This is a genomic window from Streptomyces sp. NPDC054047 (genome assembly GCF_055585065.1).
The window spans coordinates 979,288-998,957 of sequence record NZ_JBVJKV010000003.1 but is presented as its reverse complement, the minus strand read 5'-3'; the positions used below and the strand labels follow the sequence as shown (position 1 = coordinate 998,957).

The 19,670-nt window shown below is 72.5% G+C and carries 21 protein-coding genes; 8 read left to right on the top strand and 13 right to left on the bottom strand.

Annotated features, from left to right (window positions below):
• The first annotated feature begins 81 nt into the window (after positions 1-81).
• Positions 82-402, top strand: coding sequence for a cupin domain-containing protein (locus ACZ6ZP_RS16065; RefSeq protein ID WP_351155987.1), 321 nt, complete (start codon positions 82-84; stop codon positions 400-402).
• A 10-nt stretch (positions 403-412) separates the two neighbouring features.
• Here the strand turns inward: ACZ6ZP_RS16065 and ACZ6ZP_RS16060 are convergent, their stop codons facing one another.
• Positions 413-976 carry a cysteine hydrolase family protein gene (locus ACZ6ZP_RS16060; RefSeq protein ID WP_351155989.1) on the bottom strand — a complete coding sequence of 188 codons (564 nt, stop codon included), beginning with the start codon at positions 974-976 and terminating at the stop codon, positions 413-415.
• An 11-nt stretch (positions 977-987) separates the two neighbouring features.
• The gene (locus ACZ6ZP_RS16055; RefSeq protein WP_351155991.1) at positions 988-1,392 is read right to left on the bottom strand and encodes a RidA family protein; all 405 of its coding nucleotides are present in this window, start codon (positions 1,390-1,392) and stop codon (positions 988-990) included.
• Positions 1,393-1,471: 79 nt separating this feature from the next.
• Here ACZ6ZP_RS16055 and ACZ6ZP_RS16050 point away from each other — a divergent pair, with 79 nt between their 5' ends.
• Positions 1,472-2,098, top strand: a complete 627-nt coding sequence (locus ACZ6ZP_RS16050; protein ID WP_469407141.1) for a 2'-5' RNA ligase family protein — start codon at positions 1,472-1,474, stop codon at positions 2,096-2,098.
• A 39-nt stretch (positions 2,099-2,137) separates the two neighbouring features.
• On the top strand, positions 2,138-2,533 hold the full coding sequence (locus tag ACZ6ZP_RS16045; protein WP_351155995.1) for an SHOCT domain-containing protein: 396 nt from the start codon (positions 2,138-2,140) through the stop codon (positions 2,531-2,533).
• A 41-nt stretch (positions 2,534-2,574) separates the two neighbouring features.
• On the opposite strand, the gene ACZ6ZP_RS16040 is transcribed toward ACZ6ZP_RS16045, so the two are convergent.
• From ACZ6ZP_RS16040 to ACZ6ZP_RS15995, 10 genes are all read right to left on the bottom strand, one after another.
• Positions 2,575-3,834 (bottom strand): cytochrome P450 family protein, encoded by a 1,260-nt coding sequence (locus ACZ6ZP_RS16040; protein ID WP_361464635.1) that lies wholly within the window; start codon positions 3,832-3,834, stop codon positions 2,575-2,577.
• A gap of 71 nt (positions 3,835-3,905) precedes the next feature.
• Positions 3,906-5,207: a cytochrome P450 gene (locus ACZ6ZP_RS16035; protein WP_351155999.1), complete on the bottom strand. Its 1,302-nt coding sequence runs from the start codon at positions 5,205-5,207 to the stop codon at positions 3,906-3,908.
• Positions 5,204-5,830, bottom strand: a complete 627-nt coding sequence (locus ACZ6ZP_RS16030) for a GTP-binding protein (RefSeq protein ID WP_361464638.1) — start codon at positions 5,828-5,830, stop codon at positions 5,204-5,206. Before ACZ6ZP_RS16030 ends, ACZ6ZP_RS16035 begins: the two co-directional genes overlap by 4 nt.
• A complete protein-coding gene (locus tag ACZ6ZP_RS16025; RefSeq protein ID WP_351156003.1) occupies positions 5,808-6,170 on the bottom strand; it encodes a DUF742 domain-containing protein in 363 nt (120 codons plus the stop codon). The genes ACZ6ZP_RS16030 and ACZ6ZP_RS16025 overlap by 23 nt, the downstream gene beginning before the upstream one ends.
• Complete coding sequence (locus tag ACZ6ZP_RS16020; RefSeq protein WP_351156006.1) at positions 6,167-6,613, bottom strand: roadblock/LC7 domain-containing protein; 447 nt, start codon at positions 6,611-6,613, stop codon at positions 6,167-6,169. Before ACZ6ZP_RS16020 ends, ACZ6ZP_RS16025 begins: the two co-directional genes overlap by 4 nt.
• Positions 6,610-8,217 (bottom strand): ATP-binding protein, encoded by a 1,608-nt coding sequence (locus tag ACZ6ZP_RS16015; RefSeq protein WP_469407138.1) that lies wholly within the window; start codon positions 8,215-8,217, stop codon positions 6,610-6,612. Before ACZ6ZP_RS16015 ends, ACZ6ZP_RS16020 begins: the two co-directional genes overlap by 4 nt.
• Positions 8,218-8,369: 152 nt before the next feature.
• Entirely contained in the window at positions 8,370-9,824 is a 1,455-nt protein-coding gene (locus ACZ6ZP_RS16010) for a 3-hydroxybutyrate oligomer hydrolase family protein (protein WP_469407137.1), read from the bottom strand.
• A gap of 101 nt (positions 9,825-9,925) precedes the next feature.
• On the bottom strand, positions 9,926-11,452 hold the full coding sequence (locus tag ACZ6ZP_RS16005; protein WP_469407136.1) for an extracellular catalytic domain type 1 short-chain-length polyhydroxyalkanoate depolymerase: 1,527 nt from the start codon (positions 11,450-11,452) through the stop codon (positions 9,926-9,928).
• Between the two features lie 152 nt (positions 11,453-11,604).
• A complete protein-coding gene (locus ACZ6ZP_RS16000) occupies positions 11,605-11,820 on the bottom strand; it encodes a hypothetical protein (RefSeq protein WP_351156014.1) in 216 nt (71 codons plus the stop codon).
• A complete protein-coding gene (locus ACZ6ZP_RS15995; protein ID WP_351156017.1) occupies positions 11,817-12,341 on the bottom strand; it encodes a flavodoxin domain-containing protein in 525 nt (174 codons plus the stop codon). The genes ACZ6ZP_RS16000 and ACZ6ZP_RS15995 overlap by 4 nt, the downstream gene beginning before the upstream one ends.
• A gap of 553 nt (positions 12,342-12,894) precedes the next feature.
• Here ACZ6ZP_RS15995 and ACZ6ZP_RS15990 point away from each other — a divergent pair.
• From ACZ6ZP_RS15990 to ACZ6ZP_RS15970, 5 genes are all read left to right on the top strand, one after another.
• A complete protein-coding gene (locus ACZ6ZP_RS15990) occupies positions 12,895-13,758 on the top strand; it encodes a universal stress protein (RefSeq protein ID WP_383824229.1) in 864 nt (287 codons plus the stop codon).
• Positions 13,759-13,801: 43 nt separating this feature from the next.
• Entirely contained in the window at positions 13,802-16,153 is a 2,352-nt protein-coding gene (locus tag ACZ6ZP_RS15985; protein ID WP_469407133.1) for a phosphoketolase family protein, read from the top strand.
• A 30-nt stretch (positions 16,154-16,183) separates the two neighbouring features.
• Positions 16,184-17,035, top strand: coding sequence for a universal stress protein (locus tag ACZ6ZP_RS15980; protein ID WP_351156026.1), 852 nt, complete (start codon positions 16,184-16,186; stop codon positions 17,033-17,035).
• 73 nt (positions 17,036-17,108) lie between these two features.
• On the top strand, positions 17,109-17,669 hold the full coding sequence (locus ACZ6ZP_RS15975; RefSeq protein WP_469407132.1) for a hypothetical protein: 561 nt from the start codon (positions 17,109-17,111) through the stop codon (positions 17,667-17,669).
• On the top strand, positions 17,666-18,115 hold the full coding sequence (locus ACZ6ZP_RS15970; RefSeq protein WP_351156032.1) for an RDD family protein: 450 nt from the start codon (positions 17,666-17,668) through the stop codon (positions 18,113-18,115). The genes ACZ6ZP_RS15975 and ACZ6ZP_RS15970 overlap by 4 nt, the downstream gene beginning before the upstream one ends.
• A 28-nt stretch (positions 18,116-18,143) precedes the next feature.
• Here ACZ6ZP_RS15970 and ACZ6ZP_RS15965 read toward each other — a convergent pair whose 3' ends face one another.
• Positions 18,144-19,556 carry an MFS transporter gene (locus ACZ6ZP_RS15965; protein WP_351156034.1) on the bottom strand — a complete coding sequence of 471 codons (1,413 nt, stop codon included), beginning with the start codon at positions 19,554-19,556 and terminating at the stop codon, positions 18,144-18,146.
• Positions 19,557-19,670: the final 114 nt, after the last annotated feature.

Genomic DNA, 19,670 nt, shown 5'->3' with positions numbered 1-19,670 from the left:
ATGCGGCCCGCACGGGCAGCGGGAACACTGGGGGACGCGTGCCCGCACCCACGCACACGCGCTCCGTCGAAGGGACCTACCGTGGCCGATCTCTACGCCCTCGTCGGGGAGCATCTCGAGAAGGCCCGCACCGCCGCCCACGGGCGCAGCGCCGAGCTGCTCCTGCACGACGGTCCGCTGCGGCAGAGCCTCATCGTGCTCACCACCGGAACCGAGCTCAGCGAGCACGACACGCCCACGGCCGCGACCCTGTTCGTCCTGCGCGGCCGGGTCGGGCTCACCTCGGAGAGCGGTGTGCTGGAACTGGGCGAGGGCGAGTTCGCTCCCATCCCGCACGAGCGGCACGGCCTGACCGCGCTTGACGACTCCGCCGTGATCCTGACGGCCGTCACCGAGGTCTGAGCGGGCGGCGCTACCCCGGTGCGACGGCCTTGACCCACTCCTCGACGGCGAGCACCTGCGCCCACTGCGGGAACAGCTTCCGGGTCAGGGTCTCGTGCACATCGGGGTCCAGGTCGAGGCAGGCGTCCGCCAGGACGGTCAGCCCGATGTCCCGGTCGTTGGCGTGACACGCGGTGTGCAGCACTACGCCGCTGGTGGCGATGCCGGTGAGAACCAGGCTGTCGATGTCCCGGGCCCTGAGCACCAGGTCGAGGTCGCTGCCGGAGAACGCGCTCGCGCGTCGCTTGACGACCACCGGGTCGCCCGGCCGGGGCGCGATGTCGGGGTGGATCTCGGTGCCGGGCTCACCCTCGGTGAACAGGCCCGCCTGTACGACGGTGGTGAGCACCTTGCTGCGGGCGCTGACTTCCGGCCGGCCGGGCCGTAGCTCCATCACCACGTAGATCACGGGGATGTCCGCCGCACGGGCTCCGTCGATCGCCCGGCGCAGGCGCGGCAGATATCCGGAGCCGTCGTCGGCGAGGTCCACCACGTCGCGCTGGACGTCCATCACGAGGAGGGCGCTGTTCTCCATGCCTGTCGTCACTACGGCCGCACCGCCACCGCGTCGACCTCGAACAGCATCCCCGGCAGGGCGAGAGAAGCCACACCGCTCAGTGTCTGGGCCGGCAGCCGGTCGCCGAAGCGGGCCTCAAGCGCCTTGCCCAGGACCTCCAGCTTCTCCAGGTCGTGGTCGACGATGAAGGTGCCGAGCCGGACCACGTGTTCGTAGCCGAGGCCGACCCCTTCCAGGGCCGACCGCAGCCTGTCGAAGGCCAGGTCCACCTGGGCGGCGAAGGCGCCGGGCACGGGGGCGCCGGTCGCGTCGGAGGCGTACTGGCCGCCGATGAAGACGAGTTCGCCGGGTGCCGAGACGGCGTGGCTGTAGCCGAACGGTGTCGGGTCGTGGAGGGTGTCCGGGTTGGTGATCGTGCGCTGATCGGTCGTCATGTCACGTCGAACATCGTGCGGGGGCCCGCCCATTCCGCGAGTGCGGGGGCAATCTCCGCCGGTGCGATCATGGCGCGTGATGAACGTCGACGCAGAGCGTGCCGAGCGCGAGCCCGCGGCGGTCGGGTGGCCGGACGTACCGGGTGACACCGCGCTCACCATCAAGGTCCCCGAAGCCGATCCGCTGGTCCGGGCGGGCTTTCCCGCCCATGTGACGGTGCTCTACCCCTTCGTCCACGAGAGCCGTCTGGACACCGCGGCCCACCGCGATCTGGCCGCTCTCTTCGCCGGGCACGACGCCTTCACCCTGACGTTCGCCGAGTTCGCCCGCTATCCCGGGGTGCTCTACCTCGATCCGTGGCCGCACGCCCCGGTCACCGGTCTGGCCAAGGACCTGACCCGGCGCTGGCCCGAGGCCGTGCCCTACCGGGGGATATTCGACACCCCGCTCGCCCCGCATCTGACGGTCGCGAACAGTGAGGGCCCCGCCACCCAGGACGCCGCGTACGACGCGCTGCAGGCCGATCTTGAGCCCTTCTTGCCGCTGACCTGCCGTGTCCGCGAGGTGCACCTGATCGTCTGGGACGGCACGCGCTGGCAGGACCGCACCGCGTATCCCCTCGGTCTTCGGCCGGGCGGCGGCCCGCCGCCCGAGATGCAGGACTCCCGTTTCAGGGATATGCCTGACTCATCTGACCGGAAGTGATTCCGCGACCTCGCGGACTCCGCGAAAGGGGCATCCGCCGTGGACGACTACCCGCTCCTGAACCTGTTCCTGACCATGCTCTATCTGTTCCTGTGGATCATGTGGTTCTTCCTGCTGTTCAAGGTGATCACCGACCTGTTCCGTGACCACACGCTCAGCGGCTGGTGGAAGGCGGGCTGGCTCATCTTCGTGCTGGTCCTCCCCTTCCTCGGCGTCCTCGTGTACCTCATCGTCCGCGGCCGCAGCATGGGCGAGCGGGACGTGGCCCAGGCCAAGCAGCAGGAACAGGCGTTCCGCAGCTATGTACAGAAGGCGGCCGGTTCCGGCCCGGGCGACGGCCACGTCGACGAGCTGGCGAAGCTCGCCGAACTGAGGAAGAACGGCGACATCACCACCGAGGAGTACGAGAAGGCCAAGGAGAAGGTCCTGGCCTGAGCGGTGCTTCCGGGGTCCCGACGGCCACCCCCGCTGACCGGTTACGGCCGCCGGGCCCCCACTCGCACGGGCAGCTTCTGCACGCTGTTCCCCACGAATGAGGCGTGGCGGGGCAGTGCGGCCTCCGGGACGGCGAGGTCCAGGTCGGGGAAGCGGCTGAACAGCTGCTCCAGGGCGATCGTGGCCTCCATGCGGGCCAGCGGGGCGCCCATGCAGAAGTGTGCGCCGTGGCCCAGGGACAGGTGCCGGGTGGCGGTGTTGTCGCGGGTGATGTCGAAGCGGTCGGCGTCGGTGCCGTGGGCCTGCTTGTCGCGGCCCGCCGCGGAGTAGCCGGCCAGTACGGGGGTGCCCTGGGGGATGACCGTGCCGTCGAGCGTGAGGTCGCGGGTCGGGTACCGGAAGGGGAAGTAGCTGACGGGGCTGTCCCAGCGCAGGGTCTCCTCCACCACGTCGGCCCACGCCACCTTGCCGGCCTTGGCCAGGGCGAGCTGTTCGCGGTGGGTGCACAGGGCGCGTACGGCGTTGGTGATCAGGTTCAGGGTGGTCTCGTGCCCGGCGATGATCGTGAGCATCAGGGTGCCGATCAGCTCGTGCGGGCTGAGCCGGTCGCCGTTCTCCTCCCGGGCCGCGATCAGGGCGGTGGTGAGGTCGTCTCCCGGGCTCGCGGCGCGGGCGGCGGCGACCGCGCCGAGGACTTCCACCATCTCCCGGTTGGCGGCCATCGCCTCTGCGGGGCCGATGTCGGTGGCGACGATCTGGTTCGACAGGTGGTGGAGGCGGTCGTGGTACTCGGCGTCCACGCCCAGGAGCTCGCAGATGACTCCCATGGGAAGCGGCAGCGCGAAGTGCTTGCGCAGGTCCGCGATGCCGTCGCCCGCGGCGGCCTCTTCCAGGTCGTCGAGCAGCTGGGTGGTCAGGGCCGTGATCCGCGGCTGGAGCTCCGCCACCCGGCGCGGCGTGAACGCCTTGCCCATCAGGGAGCGCAGCCTGCGGTGGTCGGTGCCGTCGGCGGTGGTCATGCCCTGCACCGTCGCGAATGTCTTCAGCGGCCAGCCGTCGGCTATCTCGCCGGCCTGCAGGGCGGCGAAGTGCTGGGCGTTCTTGGCGACATCGGGGTGCGCGAGGAACTCCTTGAGCGCGTCGTGGCCGAGGACCGCCATGCCCTGTACGTCACCGGGCAGGACGACCGACGCCACGGCGCCGCGCGCCAGGAGGCGGGCGTTGTCCGCGTGCGGGCAGCCGCCGGCCGGGTCGAAGCGGTACGGCTGGTCGGCTGCGGTGTTCGCCGGTGACGTGTTCAACGGGGCTCTCCTGGTCGAGGGGGCGTCGAGGGGGCGGGGCGGGCGCGCTGCGCAGGTGGCGGCGTGGCCGGTCAGAGGACGGGCTGGGGCTCCGGCGAGGGGGCCGGGTGCTGGGGCAGGACAGGGGCGGTGAAGCTGACGGGGAGGGCGGCCAGTCCCCTGCTCCAGGGCGACTTGATCCACTGAAGATCACTCTGCGGGATGGCCAGTTCGAGGTCGGGCAGCCGGTGGCGGATCGTGTCCACGGCGGTGCGGGTGATGAGCCGGGCCGGGTCCTGGGCGGGGCAGATGTGCGGGCCCGCGCCGAAGGCCAGGTGGGAGCGGTTGCCCACGACCGGTGTGCCGTCGTCCGGGAGGATCTGCGGGTCCGCGTTGGCGCCGGCCAGACCGAGGATGAGCATGTCGCCGGTGCGGATGGACTGCCCGCCGAAGGTCATGTCGCGGGTGGCGTAGCGGGCGGGGAAGTTCTGGGTGGGCGGGAAGCGCCACAGCACCAGGTCGAGCGCGTCGTCCACGCTGAGGTGGCCGCCGGTCAGCGAGGAGCGGAACTGCGGGTCGCACAGCAGGATGCGCAGGGTGGTGGCGATCCAGTTGACGGTGGTCTGGTTGCCCGCGACGAACATGACCACGAGGTTGTGCAGGACCTCTTCGTCGGTGAGCCGGGCCGGGTGGTGCAGCAGGGCCGATGTGATGTCGTTGCCGCGGCGGCGACGCTTCTCCTCGATGAGCTGGAGCAGGATCGCGCCCATGCGCTTGCTGGCGTCGGCGGAATCAGCGGTGGCGGCGACCGTTCCGGCGACGGCCTCCACCAGGTGGCGGCCGGTCTGTTCGTCCACGCCGAGCAGCGCGGTGATGACGCGCATCGGCAGCTTGCGCGCGTAGTCGGCCACCAGGTCGGCCTCGCTGCGCTCGGCGAACGAGACGATCACCCGCTCGGCCTCGGCCCGCACGGAGCGCCGCAGTTCGTGGCCGTTGATCCCGGCGAGCGCGGCGGAGACGGCCGCGCGCATCCGCCGGTGCTGCTGTCCGTCGGCGAACAGCAGGGCGGGCCGCCAGCCGACCATGGGCAGGATCGGCGAGTCGGCGGGCACCCGGCCCTCCCGCAGCAGGCTCCAGCGGCGCGGATCGTGCGAGAAGTCCTGCTCGTCGCGGGTCAGTTGGAGCACTTCGCGGTGGCCGATGACGAGCCAGGCGTCGACGCCGGGGGCGATGGCGACGGGGGCCACCGGTCCATGGGCGCCGCGCAGTTGCTCGTACAGGGCGGGCAGGGCGTCGCCGTCGAGGTCGGGTCCGTACAGCGCGGTCACCGGCGCCGGGGCTCCGGTGACCGGGCAGCGGGTGGGCGGCCCGGCCGCGGGGTGGGGCGAGGTCATGAGGTCTCCGTGGCGACGTGGATGAGGTGGCTGACGAGGGCGATCAGGGCCCGGACCGAGGACGCGGGGTCGCGTGCGTCGCAGGCCACCACGGGGGTGTCGGGGAGCAGGTCGAGGGCGGCGCGCAGGTCGTCGGCGCTGTGCCGGGGGCTGTCGGGGAAGACGTTGACGGCCACCGCGAAGGGCAGTCCGAGCTCCTCCAGGTTGCCCAGGGCGTCGAAGGACGCCTCCAGGTCACGCGTGTCCACCAGGGCAAGCGCGCCGAGCGAGCCCTTGGCCAGGTCCCGCCACGCGGGCAGGAAGCGCTGCTGGCCGGGGGTGCCGAACAGGTAGAGCACCAGCTCCCCGTCGATGGTCATCCGGCCGAAGTCCAGGGCCACGGTGGTGGTCGTCTTGCCGTCGGCCACGACGGTGTCGACCCGGGCGCCCGCCTGGGTCATGACGGCCTCGGTGGACAGGGGTTTGATCTCCGAGACGGTGCCGATGAAGGTGGTCTTGCCCACCCCCAGCGGTCCGACGACCAGGATCTTGGCGGCGCCCGCGACGCTGGAGGTGAGGTACTTCCCGGAGCCGGCTGGTCGCGGGTCCCGGGACGGCGCGTCAGAGGCGGCTTTCGAGACCATGGAGGACCTTTCTGAGCATGGTCACATCGGTGTGTTCGGCCGGGGGCACGGGCGGGCGGGTCACGATGAGCCCCCATTCGAGGAGATCGCAGAGCAGCACCTGGACGACCGAAGGGGGCTGGCCGATGTGGGCGGCCACCTCGGCCACCGAGAGGAGTCCCTGGCAGTGCGCCAGGATGGTCTGGTGCTCGGGCTGGAGCGACGCGGGAAACGCCGCGTCCGTCGCCATCACCAGGGACTCCCAGGCCAGCGCCTCGGTGTCGGATGCCGCCCGCCCGCGCGTGATCACGTACGGGCGGACCGCCGAGGCCGTCGGCTCCTCCGGCCGCGGGTCCGTCATGACGCCGCGGCGGCCGGATCCCGCGGCTGGCTGCTCAGGTGCGCGCCGATCTTCACCACGAGCAGCTGCATCTGCTGGGCCACCAGGCCCACGTCCGCGTCCAGGTCGGTGGCGACCCCCAGGTGCGCGCCCACACCGGCGTGCGTGAACAGCACGAACCCGTGGTCGGACTCCAGCATCAACTGCCGTACGCCGGCGCCGGACCCGAAGAGGAGCGAGGTCGTGGAGCGGCCCGTCATGGTCATCGCCGCGCAGGCCGCGGAGAGGGACTCGGCTTCGGCGACGCTCAGGTCGGCGACGGGCCCGGAGAGGTTCTCGGCGGACGCGTGTCCGAGCCGCAGGCCGTCCTCGGAGACCACCACGCTGTGCCGGACCCCGGGGATCTCGATCAGCGGGCGGAGCATCCAGCCCAGGTCGGGAAGGGGGTTGATGATTCCGGTCACGGCCGGCCTCCGTCATGCTCGTCGGGGGTGGGGGGTTGCGACGGTGTCGCGGTCTGCGCGGGCTCGGCCGACGGGTCCGCGTCCCGCGCGGAGGCCTGGTCCGCGTCGAGGGCCGCGCGGCCGCGCAGCGAACCGGACACCACGCTGGCGATCGACGCGCGCGCCGCCTCCGGCGTCCAGGGGGTCGCGGGTGCGGCCGGGGGCGCCTGCCGCTGCTCCGGCATCGGCCTGCGGGCCGCGGCCGTGGCCGGGGCCGCTTGGCGGCGGTTCCTGCGCCGGGGCAGGCCGACCGGTGTCTCGCCCGCGGGGGGCGTGACCGGTGCGGCCCGGACGGACAGTTCCAGGTGCTCGGCCGGGTCGTGCCGTTCGTGCACGTGCGCGGGAGGGCCCAGGGGGTCGGGCTCGGCGGCCTGTTGCGGCGCGGTCGCCTGGGCGCTGTTGCGGTGGGATCCCGTGAGGTGCGAGGGCGGTTCGGTCAGCAGCCGGAACGGCACGAACGTCACCGCGCGCGTGCCGCCGTAGGCAGAGGCCCCGCTCAGCTCCACGTTGAAGCCCAGCTCCCGGCTCCAGCGGCCCACGCAGGCCAGGCCCAGTCGGGGCACCGCGCCGAGGCGGGCCAGGTCCTGGTCGTCGCGGAGCTGGCCCATCGCCCGGTGCAGCACGTCCGGCGGCATCCCGAGCCCGCCGTCGTCGATCTCCAGGACCGCTCCGGCGCCCACCTCGCGGATGGTGACGACGACTTGGGAGCGCGAGGGCGAGAACACCGTGGCGTTCTCCAGGAGTTCGGCGATGGCGTGCATCAGGCCCTCCACCGCGGGCGGCACCGCGTAGAGCGTCTGGCCGCCGTGCACCTCGATCCTGCTGTACTCCACGATCCGCGACTGTGCGCCGCGTACGCAGTCGTACAGCGAGACCGGCCGTGTCTCGCGGCGCGCGGGCCAGATGCCGCACATCACCAGGAGCGTCTGGGCCTTGCGGGTCATCTGCGCGGCCGCGTGGTCGGCCTTCATCACCTCGCCCATGAGGTGCGGGTCGTCGATGGAGCGCTCGACGCGGTCCAGGACCTGCTGCTGCACGGTGGCCATCGCGTGCATGGTGCGTGCGACGGACTCGAAGGCGGCCTGCACCGAGTCCCGCAGGCCGCGCTCGCGGCGTACCGCCTCGTCCGAGCCCAGCGCGACGGCCACGGCCGCCAGCGCCCGCGCGAACTCCTCACCGGTCTCCCCCGGCGGTGCCAACGGCCCCGGCACACCCTCCAGTCGCTGCCCGGCGCGCACCCGCTCCGCGATCGCCGGGAGCCGCACACCGGCGAGGTGCGTCACCTCGGCCTGCCGGGCCGCGGCAAGCCGTTCCTGCCGGGCCCGGTCGGCCCGTTCGGCGGACAGCTGCCGGACCAGCACGAGCACCCAGGCGAGCAGCAGCACCGCGACCGCGGCGCAGCCGCCGGCCAGCACCTGTCGCCACTCGGCCGCCGCGTCGAGCGCGGCGAGCACCGCTCCCGCGGCCGCGAGCACCACGGCCAACAGCCACACCACGGCCTCGCGGCCCACGGATCCGCGCTTGAGACGGCTCACCACGGCGCACTTGACCCGGCGATCCTGCACACCTTCACCACAACGAACGAACCCTCCCCGAACGCACCGAACTCCCTTACGAATGGGGAGCGTGGCGATCTTAGGTCAACTCGGCATTTTTGGCTCGTCGTTGAGGAAGCCTGCCTTCCGGCAGGCGTTCGCCTGCCGGGGCTTGGCCGAAACTAATGCCTGGCGAGGGGGCAGCGGGTCAGCAGATCGGCCGGTTGGGCTGCCTGAGGACGCGGGATCGTCCGGCTGGGCGGCGGCTTCTCTCCCCTGCCGATCCAGGCCTCCATCGCCGTGAAGGCCGAGCGGTGGCAGGGCACCAGGGGCCGCAGCCTGTCGGGGAAGCTGTCGACGAGCGAGTCGACGTGCGTGCCGTCTTCGACGCGGTAGTAGCGGAACATCGCGCCGCGGCCCGCGCCGCGCACCATCTTCGCGTAGATGTCCGAATCTCTACTGATGGGCAGCTGGACGTCGAGGGTGCCGTGCAGGGTGATCAGCGGCTTGCCGATCCGTCCGGTCAGGGCGATCTTCTCGACGGCGTCGCGGACCTCCCGAGGGCGGGACCCGTACGCGTAGTCGGCGTCGCACGCCGGTGTCCCCGGTGCGCAGAAGGGAGTTCCGGCCTCGGTCGCGCCGTCGTACCCCGGATCCAGTTCCTCGCGGTAGATCCGCTGGGTCAGGTCCCAGTAGACCTGGTGGTGGTAGGGCCACAGGAACTCCGAACCGGCGGGGAAGCCGGCGGCGACCAGCTCGCGATGGGCTCGGCCCGCTCCTTCGCCGCCCGCCGCGTGGACGGGATAGGCGCGCAGCGCGGGCGGCAGGAAGTCGAGCAGGTTGGGGCCCTTGGCCCTCCACAGTGTGCCTTCCCAGTCCACTCCCCCGTCGTAGAGCTCGGGATGGTTCTCCAGCTGCCAGCGCACCAGATACCCGCCGTTGGACATGCCGGTGGCCAGCGTGCGCGCGGGTGGCCGGTGGTAGCGCTGGGCGACCACGGTCCGTGCGGCGCGGGTCAGTTGGGTGACGCGCTCGTACCATTCGGCGATCGCGTCGCCGGGCTCGGCTCCGTCCCGGTGGAAGGCGGCGCCGGTGTTGCCCTTGTCGGTCGAGGCGAACGCGTAGCCCCGGGAGAGCGCCCAGTCGCCGATCGCCCGGTCGTTGGCGTACTGCTCGCGGACCCCGGGGGTGCCCGCGACCACCAGGCCGCCGTTCCACCGGTCGGGCAGGCGGAGGACGAACTGCGCGTCGTGCTTCCAGCCGTGGTTGGTGTTGGTCGCCGAGGTGTCGGGGAAGTAGCCGTCGATCTGGATGCCGGGCACCCCGCGCGGCGTCGTGAGTCCGGCGGGGGTCAGTCCCGCCCAGTCGGCCGGGTCGGTGTGGCCGGAGGAGACCGTCCCCGCGGTCGTCAACTCGGCCAGGCAGGACGTCTCCTGGCGTTCGGCGCCCGGCACCTTCAGCCGCGCCGACGAGGCGCAGTGCCCTGCGGCGCCGCCGTGGGGCCCGCCGGGCTGTTCGGCGGCCGCCGGTACCGCGGCGAGGGGGACGAGCAGTGCCGTCAGGGCGAGGGCACCGCGGAGCGACCGGGCGGGGCGCGTCCTGCCGGGCAGGGGTGCGGGCGGATCTGTGGCGGGCACGGGTACCTCCGGTGGATGTGCGGATGCGTACGGCGACGACGTGGAGCGGCGGTGGCTGGACCGAGGTCCGGCGCCACCGCCGCGGTGCTGTGCGGGGTCCGTCAGGGGCAGGTGCCGTCGGCGATGACGTAGTGGCCGGCCGGCGATTCCTTGAGGGTGTGCGTGACGGCGGTGTTGTAGAGGCCCATGTTCTGGTGGGAGCCCTTGGCGTAGACGTAGCCGCCGCTGGTGGTGGCCCGTCCGGACTGGACGTGCTGGTAGTTGTTCGCCGTCCAGCACTTCGCGGCGGAGCCCGTGGTGGCGGCGGTGACTTGCGCCGACCGCGCCCCTTCCGCGCCGGACGCGTCGCGGGCGGCCACGCTGTAGGTGTGGCTGCCGCCGGGGCTGAGGCCGGTGTCCGTGAACGGCGGTCCGGTGGGGGTGGCGATCCGTGCGCCGTCCCGGTACACGGCGTACGACGCGGCGCCGCTGACGCTGTTCCAGTTCAGGGTGACGGACGTGTCGGTGGCGCCGGTCCTGGCCAGGCCGCGGGGGGCCGGCAGACCGCCGGGGTCCGGATCGGCGCCGTCCAGGCCGAAGAAGCCGGTGATCCAGTAGCTGGAGCAGATGGAGTCGATGAAGTGCGCCGTCCCGGTCGCGCCGCACTGCTGCGCGCCCGTCCCCGGGTCGACCGGGGTGCCGTGGGCGATGGAGGGCACCCGGTCGACCTCCACGGCGGTGGCGCCGTCCGCGCTCAGGTACTGCTCCCTGCGGGTCGAGTTGGGGCCGATGGCGGAGGTGCGGTCCGGGCTCTGGTCCAGGCCGTGGACGGCGGTCCACTGGTCACGCAGTTCGTCGGCGTTCTTCTTGGCGACGGTGGGGTCGTTGTCGCCCTGCCAGATCGCCACCCGGGGCCAGGGTCCTGCGTAGCCGGGGTGGGCGTCACGGACGCCCTGTGCCCAGGCCGATGGGGTGCGGTCGACGCCGGGGCTCATGCAGCCGTAGGCCGACAGCACGTCGTCGGCGCAGTCGTACGGGAGGCCCGCGACGACGGCGCCCGCCGTGAACACGTCCGGGTAGGTGGCGAGCAGCACCGACGTCATGGCACCGCCCGCCGACAGGCCGGTGACATGGACCCGTTCCGGGTCGGTGCCGTACGCGGCAGCGGCATGCGCCACCATCTGGCGGATCGAGGCGGCCTCGCCCTGCCCGCGCCGGGTGTCTCCCGGCTGGAACCAGTTGAAACACTTGCTGCTGTTGTTGGCGGAGGTCTGCTCGGGGAAGACGAGCAGGAAGCCGTACTGGTCGGCGAATTTCACCAGGCCCGCGTTGTCGGCGTACAACTGCGCGCTCTGGGTGCAACCGTGCAGGGCCACCACCACCGCGGGCTCGGCCGCCAGGGTGGCCGGCCGGTGCACGTACATGTTCAGGCTGCCCGGATTGGCGCCGAAGTCGCCGACCCTCTCCAGGGCGACGGCGGACTGCGCCGCCTGCGCCGCGGGCGACGGTGCGGACACCGCCGCGGCAACGACCAGGCCCACGAGGGCGGTCGCCCGCCCCAGGGCCCGACGCCACCGGCCCCGCCGGGTCGCACGGCGAGGGGGTACTGGGGACGGCGGCGGGTTCGAACGTCTCTCGTACGACGGCATGGCGGCTCCCGACACAGGGCGACGCGGTCTCCGGGGCGGATCACGCGACCCCGGAGTCCGTCCGCTCCTGCCGCGGAGCGGGACGCCGGGGTGCCGGCAACCGTAGGAGCCCGCGCAACGGGCGCAGAATGGCGGTGGCCGCCACAACACCGTCAACTGCCGCTGGTCTCCGAGCTGTTGTCGCTCGGACCGGGCCGTGGTATCGGCTGCTGACCGGGCCGGTGACTGTGCAGGCCCTGGTTGAGTTCCCGCAGTACCGCCTCCAACAGGCTGCGCGTGCCGCCCAGCGGGGCGTCCGCGGGTTCGCCGCGTCCGGCGGCGGCGGGCGCGTCCTGGCCGCGTCGGCCGGTGGTGGCCCGCGGCGTCACAGGCCTGTGTCGGTGCCGTCGACGCCCGCGAGCCCGCGGTGGATGCGCTCGGCCCAGTTGTCGACGGCCTTCCAGTCCCGGTGGTCGCCGTACCGTCCGCCGCGTGCCCGGAAGGCCAAGTGCCGCCACCGCGGCACGTGGTCGCGGTAGACGGCCCCGGCCAGCATCTGGTGCTCCCAGGGGCGGATGAGGGAGCGGATGCCGTCCAGTTGGCGGGGCTCGGCGCTGCGCCGGGCGGGCCAGCGTCCGGCGTGGGGCGGCAGGCAGACGCTGTACAGCCATGTGGGGTGCGTCGCCAGGGTGCTGGGGTGGCTGCGGATGAAGTCCGTGGCCTGCCCGAGCCAGGCGCCGTGGTGCACCGCGCTGCCCAGCACGAAGGCGTCGTAGCCGCCCGTCTTCTGCTCCGCGGCCAACGGCACGACGACCGTGACGTGCCCGCACTCGGCGAGCCGCGTCGCGAGACGCTCCGCGATGCCATGGGTGGAGCCGTGCACCCCGGTGTAGCCGACCAGGATGTTCATGCCGAGGTTCCTCTTCCGTGACGGGGTTGCGCGCCGGTTCCAGGACGTGGGCGGGGAGCCGCGGTACGGCCTTTCCCGGGAGCCGCACGGGGATTGCGGAACATCGTGGATGTTCCCCGGGCCGGGAAAGGCCGCCGCCCTCGCACCGGCAGGCGGCCACCGGGGGCAGCTGCCGGGCGAGGCGTTGTGGCCGCGACGTGGGACAAGGACGCCGGGCCCGACGGTCTGCTGCCGTCGGCGGCTGTCTGCGAATGCTTCCCAGGGCGCGACATCCCGGCTCTCCCACTGTCAGTTGAAAACGACACAGAAAGGTGGAACGCCGAGGTCTGGGGCATCCGCCACCCTAGGGGCGGCCGACAACATCGAACAGGTGTCTGTCGGCCACAGTCGTCACTCGCCGCGACCGGAAGTCGACGGGGCGTGGTTGCGGCGAAGAGGGGGCGGCGACATCCGTCCGCCACCGAGGCCGGTTCACCCCCTCCCCGGTCGGCCTCCTCGGTGGAACCGTCCCAAGCAGGGCCCCTGCGGGGGCGTGCCGGAAGGTGGTGGCAGCGTGGACAAGCCCCTGATCGTCGGAGTCGACGGCTCGGATCCGAGCCTGCGAGCACTGGACTGGGCGGTGGACGAGGCCGCGACGCGAGGGGTGCCGCTGCATGTCGTCCATGCGTCGAGGTGGGAGTGGTACGAGGGGCACGAACCGTCCTTCGACATCAACCGGACGTCTGTACAAGCCCTTTCGGACCACATCGCGGCCTCGGCGGTCGAGCGTGCGCTGCGGCGCACCACCACCGTGAAGGTGACGAGCGAGGTGCTGCCCGAGGACCCGGCCGTCGCGCTCTCCCTGATCAGCCCGGAGGCCGGCGCCCTCGTGGTCGGCAGCCGGGGCCGCGGTGAACTCGCCGAGCTGCTGCTCGGTTCGATCAGCCTGTCGGTCGCCGCGCACGCCGCGTCGCCCGTGTTCGTCGTGCGCGGCGGCGAGAAGAATCTGCGGGGCGGGTTCCGCACCGTCGCCGTCGGCGTCGACGACGCCCAGGAGGCGGACAGCGCGGTGGAGTTCGCCCTCCGCGAGGCAGCGGCGCGCAACGCCACCGTGGATGTCGTCCATGCCTGGCGCTGCCCCGCCCGGGAGGCCCCCGACTTCCCCTCGACGGCCTATGACGACCACCAGCGCCGGGCCACGGAACTGGTCGAGGATCTGGTGCGGGACGCGATGGCCGCCCATCCCGAGATCACGGTCCGCCGGGAGATCGTCGAGGGACACGCGCGCACCGCGCTCCTTGCCGCTTCCCGCACCGCCGATCTCCTGGTGGTCGGCGCCCGGCGCCGCAAGGGACACATCGGGATGCAGCTCGGCCCGGTCAACCACGCCGTGCTGCACCACTCGTCCTGCCCGGTGGCCGTCGTCCCGCACGCCTGATCACGCAGGCACCACCCCCGAACCCCCTTATGCAGGAGGCACCGTGACACCCGTCCGAACGGCAGCCCTCGACGCCCACTGGCGCGCGGCGAACTATCTGGCCGTCGGCCAGATCTACCTGATGAGCAATCCCCTGCTGACCGAACCGCTGCGGGCCGAGCACATCAAGCCACGCCTCCTCGGCCACTGGGGCACGTCGCCCGGCCTCAACCTCATCCACACGCATCTGAACCGTGCCATCAAGGAACACGGCCTGGACGCGCTGTGCGTGTGGGGGCCCGGGCACGGCGGCCCGGCCGTCCTCGCCAACTCCTGGCTGGAGGGCTCGTACAGCGAGACGTACCCCGACGTCACGCGGGACGCGCAGGGCATGGCGAAGCTGTTCCGCCAGTTCTCCTTCCCCGGCGGCGTCCCGAGCCACGTGGCCCCGGAGACACCCGGCTCGATCCACGAGGGCGGTGAGCTCGGATACTCCCTGGCGCACGCCTACGGAGCCGCGTTCGACAACCCCGGTCTGCTCGTCACCTGCGTCATCGGCGACGGCGAGGCGGAGACAGGGCCGCTGGCGGCCTCCTGGCACTCCAACAAGTTCCTCGATCCCGTCCACGACGGCGCGGTCCTGCCGATCCTGCATCTCAACGGCTACAAGATCGCCAACCCGGCCGTGCTCGCCCGCATCCCCGAGGCCGAACTGGACTCCCTGCTCAAGGGGTACGGCCACGACCCGCTGCACGTCAGCGGCGACGACCCGCGCAAGGTGCACCACTCCATGGCCAGGGCCATGGACCAGGCCCTGGAACGGATCTCCGCGATCCAGCGGGCCGCACGGAGCGGCGGCTCGCACGGCCGTGCGCGCTGGCCCGTGATCGTGCTGCGTACGCCCAAGGGCTGGACCGGTCCCGCGACGGTGGACGGAGAGCCGGTCGAGGGCACCTGGCGTTCCCATCAGGTGCCGCTCGCCCTCGTGCGCGAGAACCCGGACCACCTGGCGCAGTTGGAGGCGTGGCTGCGCTCCTACCGGCCCCGGGAACTCTTCGACGAGCACGGCCGCCCCACCCCGCAGGTGCTCGACTGCGTCCCCGAGGGTCGTCGGCGGCTCGGTTCGAACCCGCACGCCAACGGCGGTCTGCGCACCCGCGAGCTGCCCCAGCAGCCGCTGGAGCACTTCGCCGTCCCCGTCGAGAAGCCGGGCACGACCCTGCACGAACCCACGCGGGTCCTGGGCGGTCTGCTCGCCCGGATCATGGCGGACACCTCCGGGCGTCGGGACTTCCGGGTCGTGGGGCCGGACGAGACGGCGTCCAACCGTCTCGCCGCGCTGTACGACGCCACCAGCAAGGCCTGGCAGGCACAGATCCTCGGCACCGACGAGCACCTCGCCGGGGACGGGCGGGTCACGGAGATCCTCTCCGAACACCTCTGCCAGGGCTGGCTGGAGGGCTACACCCTCACCGGCCGCCACGGCCTGTTCTCCAGCTACGAGGCGTTCGTCCACATCGTCGACTCGATGGTCGGCCAGCACATCAAGTGGCTCAAGACCTCGCGCCTGCTGCCGTGGCGCGCGCCGGTGCCGTCCCTCAACTACCTGCTGACCTCGCACGTCTGGCGCCAGGACAACAACGGCTTCTCGCACCAGGACCCCGGCTTCGTGGACCACGTGCTCAACAAGAGCCCCGAGGTGGTCCGCGTCTATCTGCCGCCGGACGCCAACACCCTGCTCTGCGTGGCCGAGCACGTCCTGCACAGCAGGGACCATGTGAACGTCGTCGTCGCGGGCAAGCAGCCCTGCTTCGACTGGCTCTCGCTGGAGGAGGCGCGCGTCCACTGTGCGCGCGGCGCGGGCATCTGGGAGTGGGCCGGGTCCGAGAGCGGCGGGCGCGAGCCCGACGTGGTGCTCGCCTGCGCGGGCGACGTGCCCACGCAGGAAGTCATGGCCGCGGCCGGTCTCCTGCGCGAGCACCTGCCCGAACTCGCCGTGCGCGTGGTCAACGTCGTCGACATGACCCGGCTGCTGCCGCACGAGGAACACCCGCACGGCATGACCCAGGCCGAGTACGACGCCCTCTTCACCCCCGACAAGCCGGTGATCTTCGCGTACCACGGCTACCCCTGGCTGGTGCACCGCCTGGCCTACCGCCGTACCGGGCACGCCCAACTGCACGTACGCGGCTACAAGGAGGCGGGCACCACGACCACGCCGTTCGACATGGTCGTCCGCAACGACCTCGACCGGTACCGCCTGGTCATGGACGTCATCGACCGCGTGCCCCGTCTCGGCGTCCGCGCCGCTCCCGTCCGCCAGGCCATGGCCGACGCCCGCACCCGCCACCACGCCTGGATCCGCGCCCACGGCACCGATCTGCCCGAGGTCGCCGCCTGGGCCTGGACCGGCTGACGCCCCCACCGCACCGCGGAGGTGCGCACCATGCCCACGCAGCAGACCATCACCGCCGGCGTCGACGGCTCGTCCGAGAGCCTGGACGCCGCCGGCTGGGCGGCCCGCGAAGCCCTGCGCCGCGGCCTGCCCCTCCACGTCGTGCACGCCTGCGACCCGCCGGCGGACGGCAGCCGGCCGCCGGAGATCGACGTCCCCTTCCAGCGTGCGGACGCCGCGCTCGACCGCGCCGTCCTCCAGCTCTCCCGCGCGCACCCCGGCCTGGGAATCCTCGACGAGCAGGTCACCGGGCCACCGGTGCAGGCACTGTTGGCGGCGGCCAGATCCTCGGCGCTGCTCGTCCTTGGCTCACGCGGCTTCGGCGCGCTCACCGGGGTCCTGGTCGGCTCGGTCGCGCTGGCCGTCGCAGCGCGCGCCGCCTGCCCGGTCGTCCTGGTCCGGGCGGGAGACCACCCCGAGGACGAGCACCGGGGCTCGGGCGGTCCGCACCGCCCGGTCGTGCTCGGCCTCGACCTCGACCGTCCCGACGACGAGCTGCTGGAGTACGCCTTCGACGCGGCGGCGTCCCGCCGGAGTGCGCTCCAGGTCGTGCACATCTGGACCGCGCCCCTGATCCCATCGGCCGATGCCGTCGACCCCGTGGAGGAGAAGTCACGTCTGCTGGCGTCCGTGCTCGCCCCCTGGCGGCACAAGTTCCCCGGGACACAGCTCACCGAGCGGCTCGTGCACGGTCTGCCCGGCCACCACTTGGTCAAAGCGGCGGCGAGGGCCGAACTGCTGGTCGTCGGGCGGCGCATCCCTGCCGGGCCGCGCCTGGGACGGACGGCGCACGCGGCGATCCACCACGCGAGGTGCCCGGTGGTCGTCGTGCCGCACTACTGAGGGATCGCCCCGCAGGAGCGACTCACCCGCGGCGGAGGATGCCAGAACCGCCGGTCACCGCTGCGATCACGGGATGGCTGAAGACAACGCGGGTGGGCCGCTGAACTTCGTCGTCCGGCGGGCGCGGAGTGTGCTGGGGATCGTGGACGACGCGGCGACCGCGGTGATCCGTACGGTGGCCGGTGCGGTCCTCGACCGCATCGATCTGGACGACCTCGTGTCCCGCGTCGACGTGAACCTGATCGCCGAACGGGTCGACGTACGACGGGTCGCCGACCGGGTGGACGTGGAGCGGATCGCCGACCGGGTCGACGTGAACCGCATCGCCGCCCGGGTCGACGTGAACCGGGTCGCAGCCCGGGTCGACGTCGACGCGGTGATCGTCCGGATCGACCTGGTGGGACTCACCCGTGACGTGCTGTCCGAGATCGATCTGGGGCGGATCGTCCGGGACACCGGGGGCGGGATGGCCACGGAGACCGCCGACGCGATCCGCCTGCTCGGAAGGCGCGGTGACCGGAGCGTCAACCGGTTCGGCGACCGGCTCCTGGGGCGGGCTGGGCCGCCGCAGCGCCATCGGGCGGGGCCTTCGCAGGACGAGGGGAACGGTCCGCCGCCCGGGCGTGCCCGGTGACCGTGCCGGAGGGCGTGCGCGGCCCCGGGCACGAGCCGGCCGGGATCGTCTCGCGCGGCGTCGCGGCGGTGCTCGACGCGCTGATCCTCGCCGCCGTCGGCTTCACGGTCCAGGCGAGCGCCGGAATCGCGCGCCTCCTCGTCATGGGACCTCCCTTCCGGTTTCCCGAACTTCCCGGCTGGCTCTCCGGCACGGTGGGGTGGACCCTCGCCGTGCTGTACCTGGGCGGGTCGTGGGCCCTGATCGGGTGCACGGCGGGAGACCGGCTGATGGGGCTGCGCGTCACCGACCGCGCGGGCGAGCTCCTGCGGCTGCCGCGGGCCCTGGTGCGGGCCGCCCTGAGCGTGACGTTTCCGCTGGGGCTGTTCTGGATCCCGCTCAGCGCCCGCCGCGCGTCGGTGCAGGACCTGATGGTCGCAAGTGGCGTGCACTACGACGGGCGTTGACCCCGCATCGCGGCGCGGGCCGCGCGGCTCACCCGTGCCGGGTGGGCGCCGGGGTCCGGGGCAGCATCGCGGCGGCGCCGAGGCCGCAGAGCCCGATGACGGCCAGCACCGCGAGCGCCACGGCGTACGGTCCCACGGCCGGATCCGCGACCAGGATGGTGCCCGCGACCGCGGTGCCCACCGAGGAACCCAGGTTCGACACACTGCGCGAGAGCCCCGATATCTCGCCCTGCTGGCTCTCGGGGAAGCTCGACTGCACCACGTTGACCGAAGGCGTCAGCATCACCCCCATCCCCAGACCGATCAGCAGCAGCCCGGGGACGAAGCTCCAGGCGCTCGGTGACCCGTGGGCCATGGCGAGCAGCACACCGATCCCGCAGACCGTCACGGCGAACCCGCCCATGACGAGCGTGCGTTGCTCTCGTCTCTTCGCGAAGCGCTCGGCGCCCAGTGAGGACACGAGCAGGCCCAGCGTGGACGCGCTGAAGATCACGCCGGTGCCGATCGCGTCGTAGCCCCGCACGACCTGGAGGTACGCGGCCACCACGAAGGACACGCCCATGAGCATCAGCCACTGGGTGTGCTGGGTGATCAGACCGAGGTTGGACGTGCGGTTGCGGAACAGCGCGGTCCGCAGCAGCGGTTGGGCCCCGCGGCGCTCCTTCGCCCGCACCCAGCGGAAGAAGGCCACCAGCACCAGGGCGCCGGCCAGGAGCAGGCCCGCCATCAGCCAGGCGTTGTCGTCGGCGGCGAGGATGCCCATGACGACCAGGACCAGACCGGTCGCGGACAGCACCGCGCCGCCGGTGTCGAAGACGCGGTCGGGGTCCGGCGGAACCGGGTCCTCGATGCGCCGACTCAGTACGATGATCAGCCCCACCACCAGGGCCTGGAAGACGAAGGCCGCCCGCCAGCTGATCGCCGATGTGATGAGCCCGCCGATCAGCGGACCCGCCGCGGCGCCGATGCCGCCCATCGCCATGATCGCCCCGAAGGCACGGGCGCGGTCGGCCACGTTGGTGAACAGGAGGGTGGTGAGGATGTAGACGGGCGGGATGAGCAGGGCCGTACCGATGCCCTCCAGGATCGAGTTGCCCAGGATGAGGATGCCAAGGCCCGGGGCCACCGCGCTGAGCAGGGCGCCGACTCCGTAGACGGCGAGTCCGACGACGAGGCAGCGCTTGCGGCCGTAGCGGTCCGTGAGGATGCCGCCCGGGATCATCAGCGCCGCCATGACCAGCAGGAAGATCGTGATCGCGGTCTGCACGCCCTGCACCGTGGTGTCCAGGTCCTCGCTGATGTCCTGGATCATCACCGTCATGTTCGACCCGGCGAAGCTGCAGACGAACTGGGCCAGGGCGAGCGGCGCGAGGACCTTGCGCGGCCAGGGGCGCTTCTCCTGCCGGGCGCCTGCTTCCTCCGGGGTGGACGGCACGGACATCGCCTCGCCTCCGTTCGCTGGCCGAAGCCTGTGTTCGCGGGCCGGACGACGGCCAGCCTCCTGGGCGGCCTGCCCTGCGGCGTCACCCTCGGAGGGTGACGACCGAGGGCACCT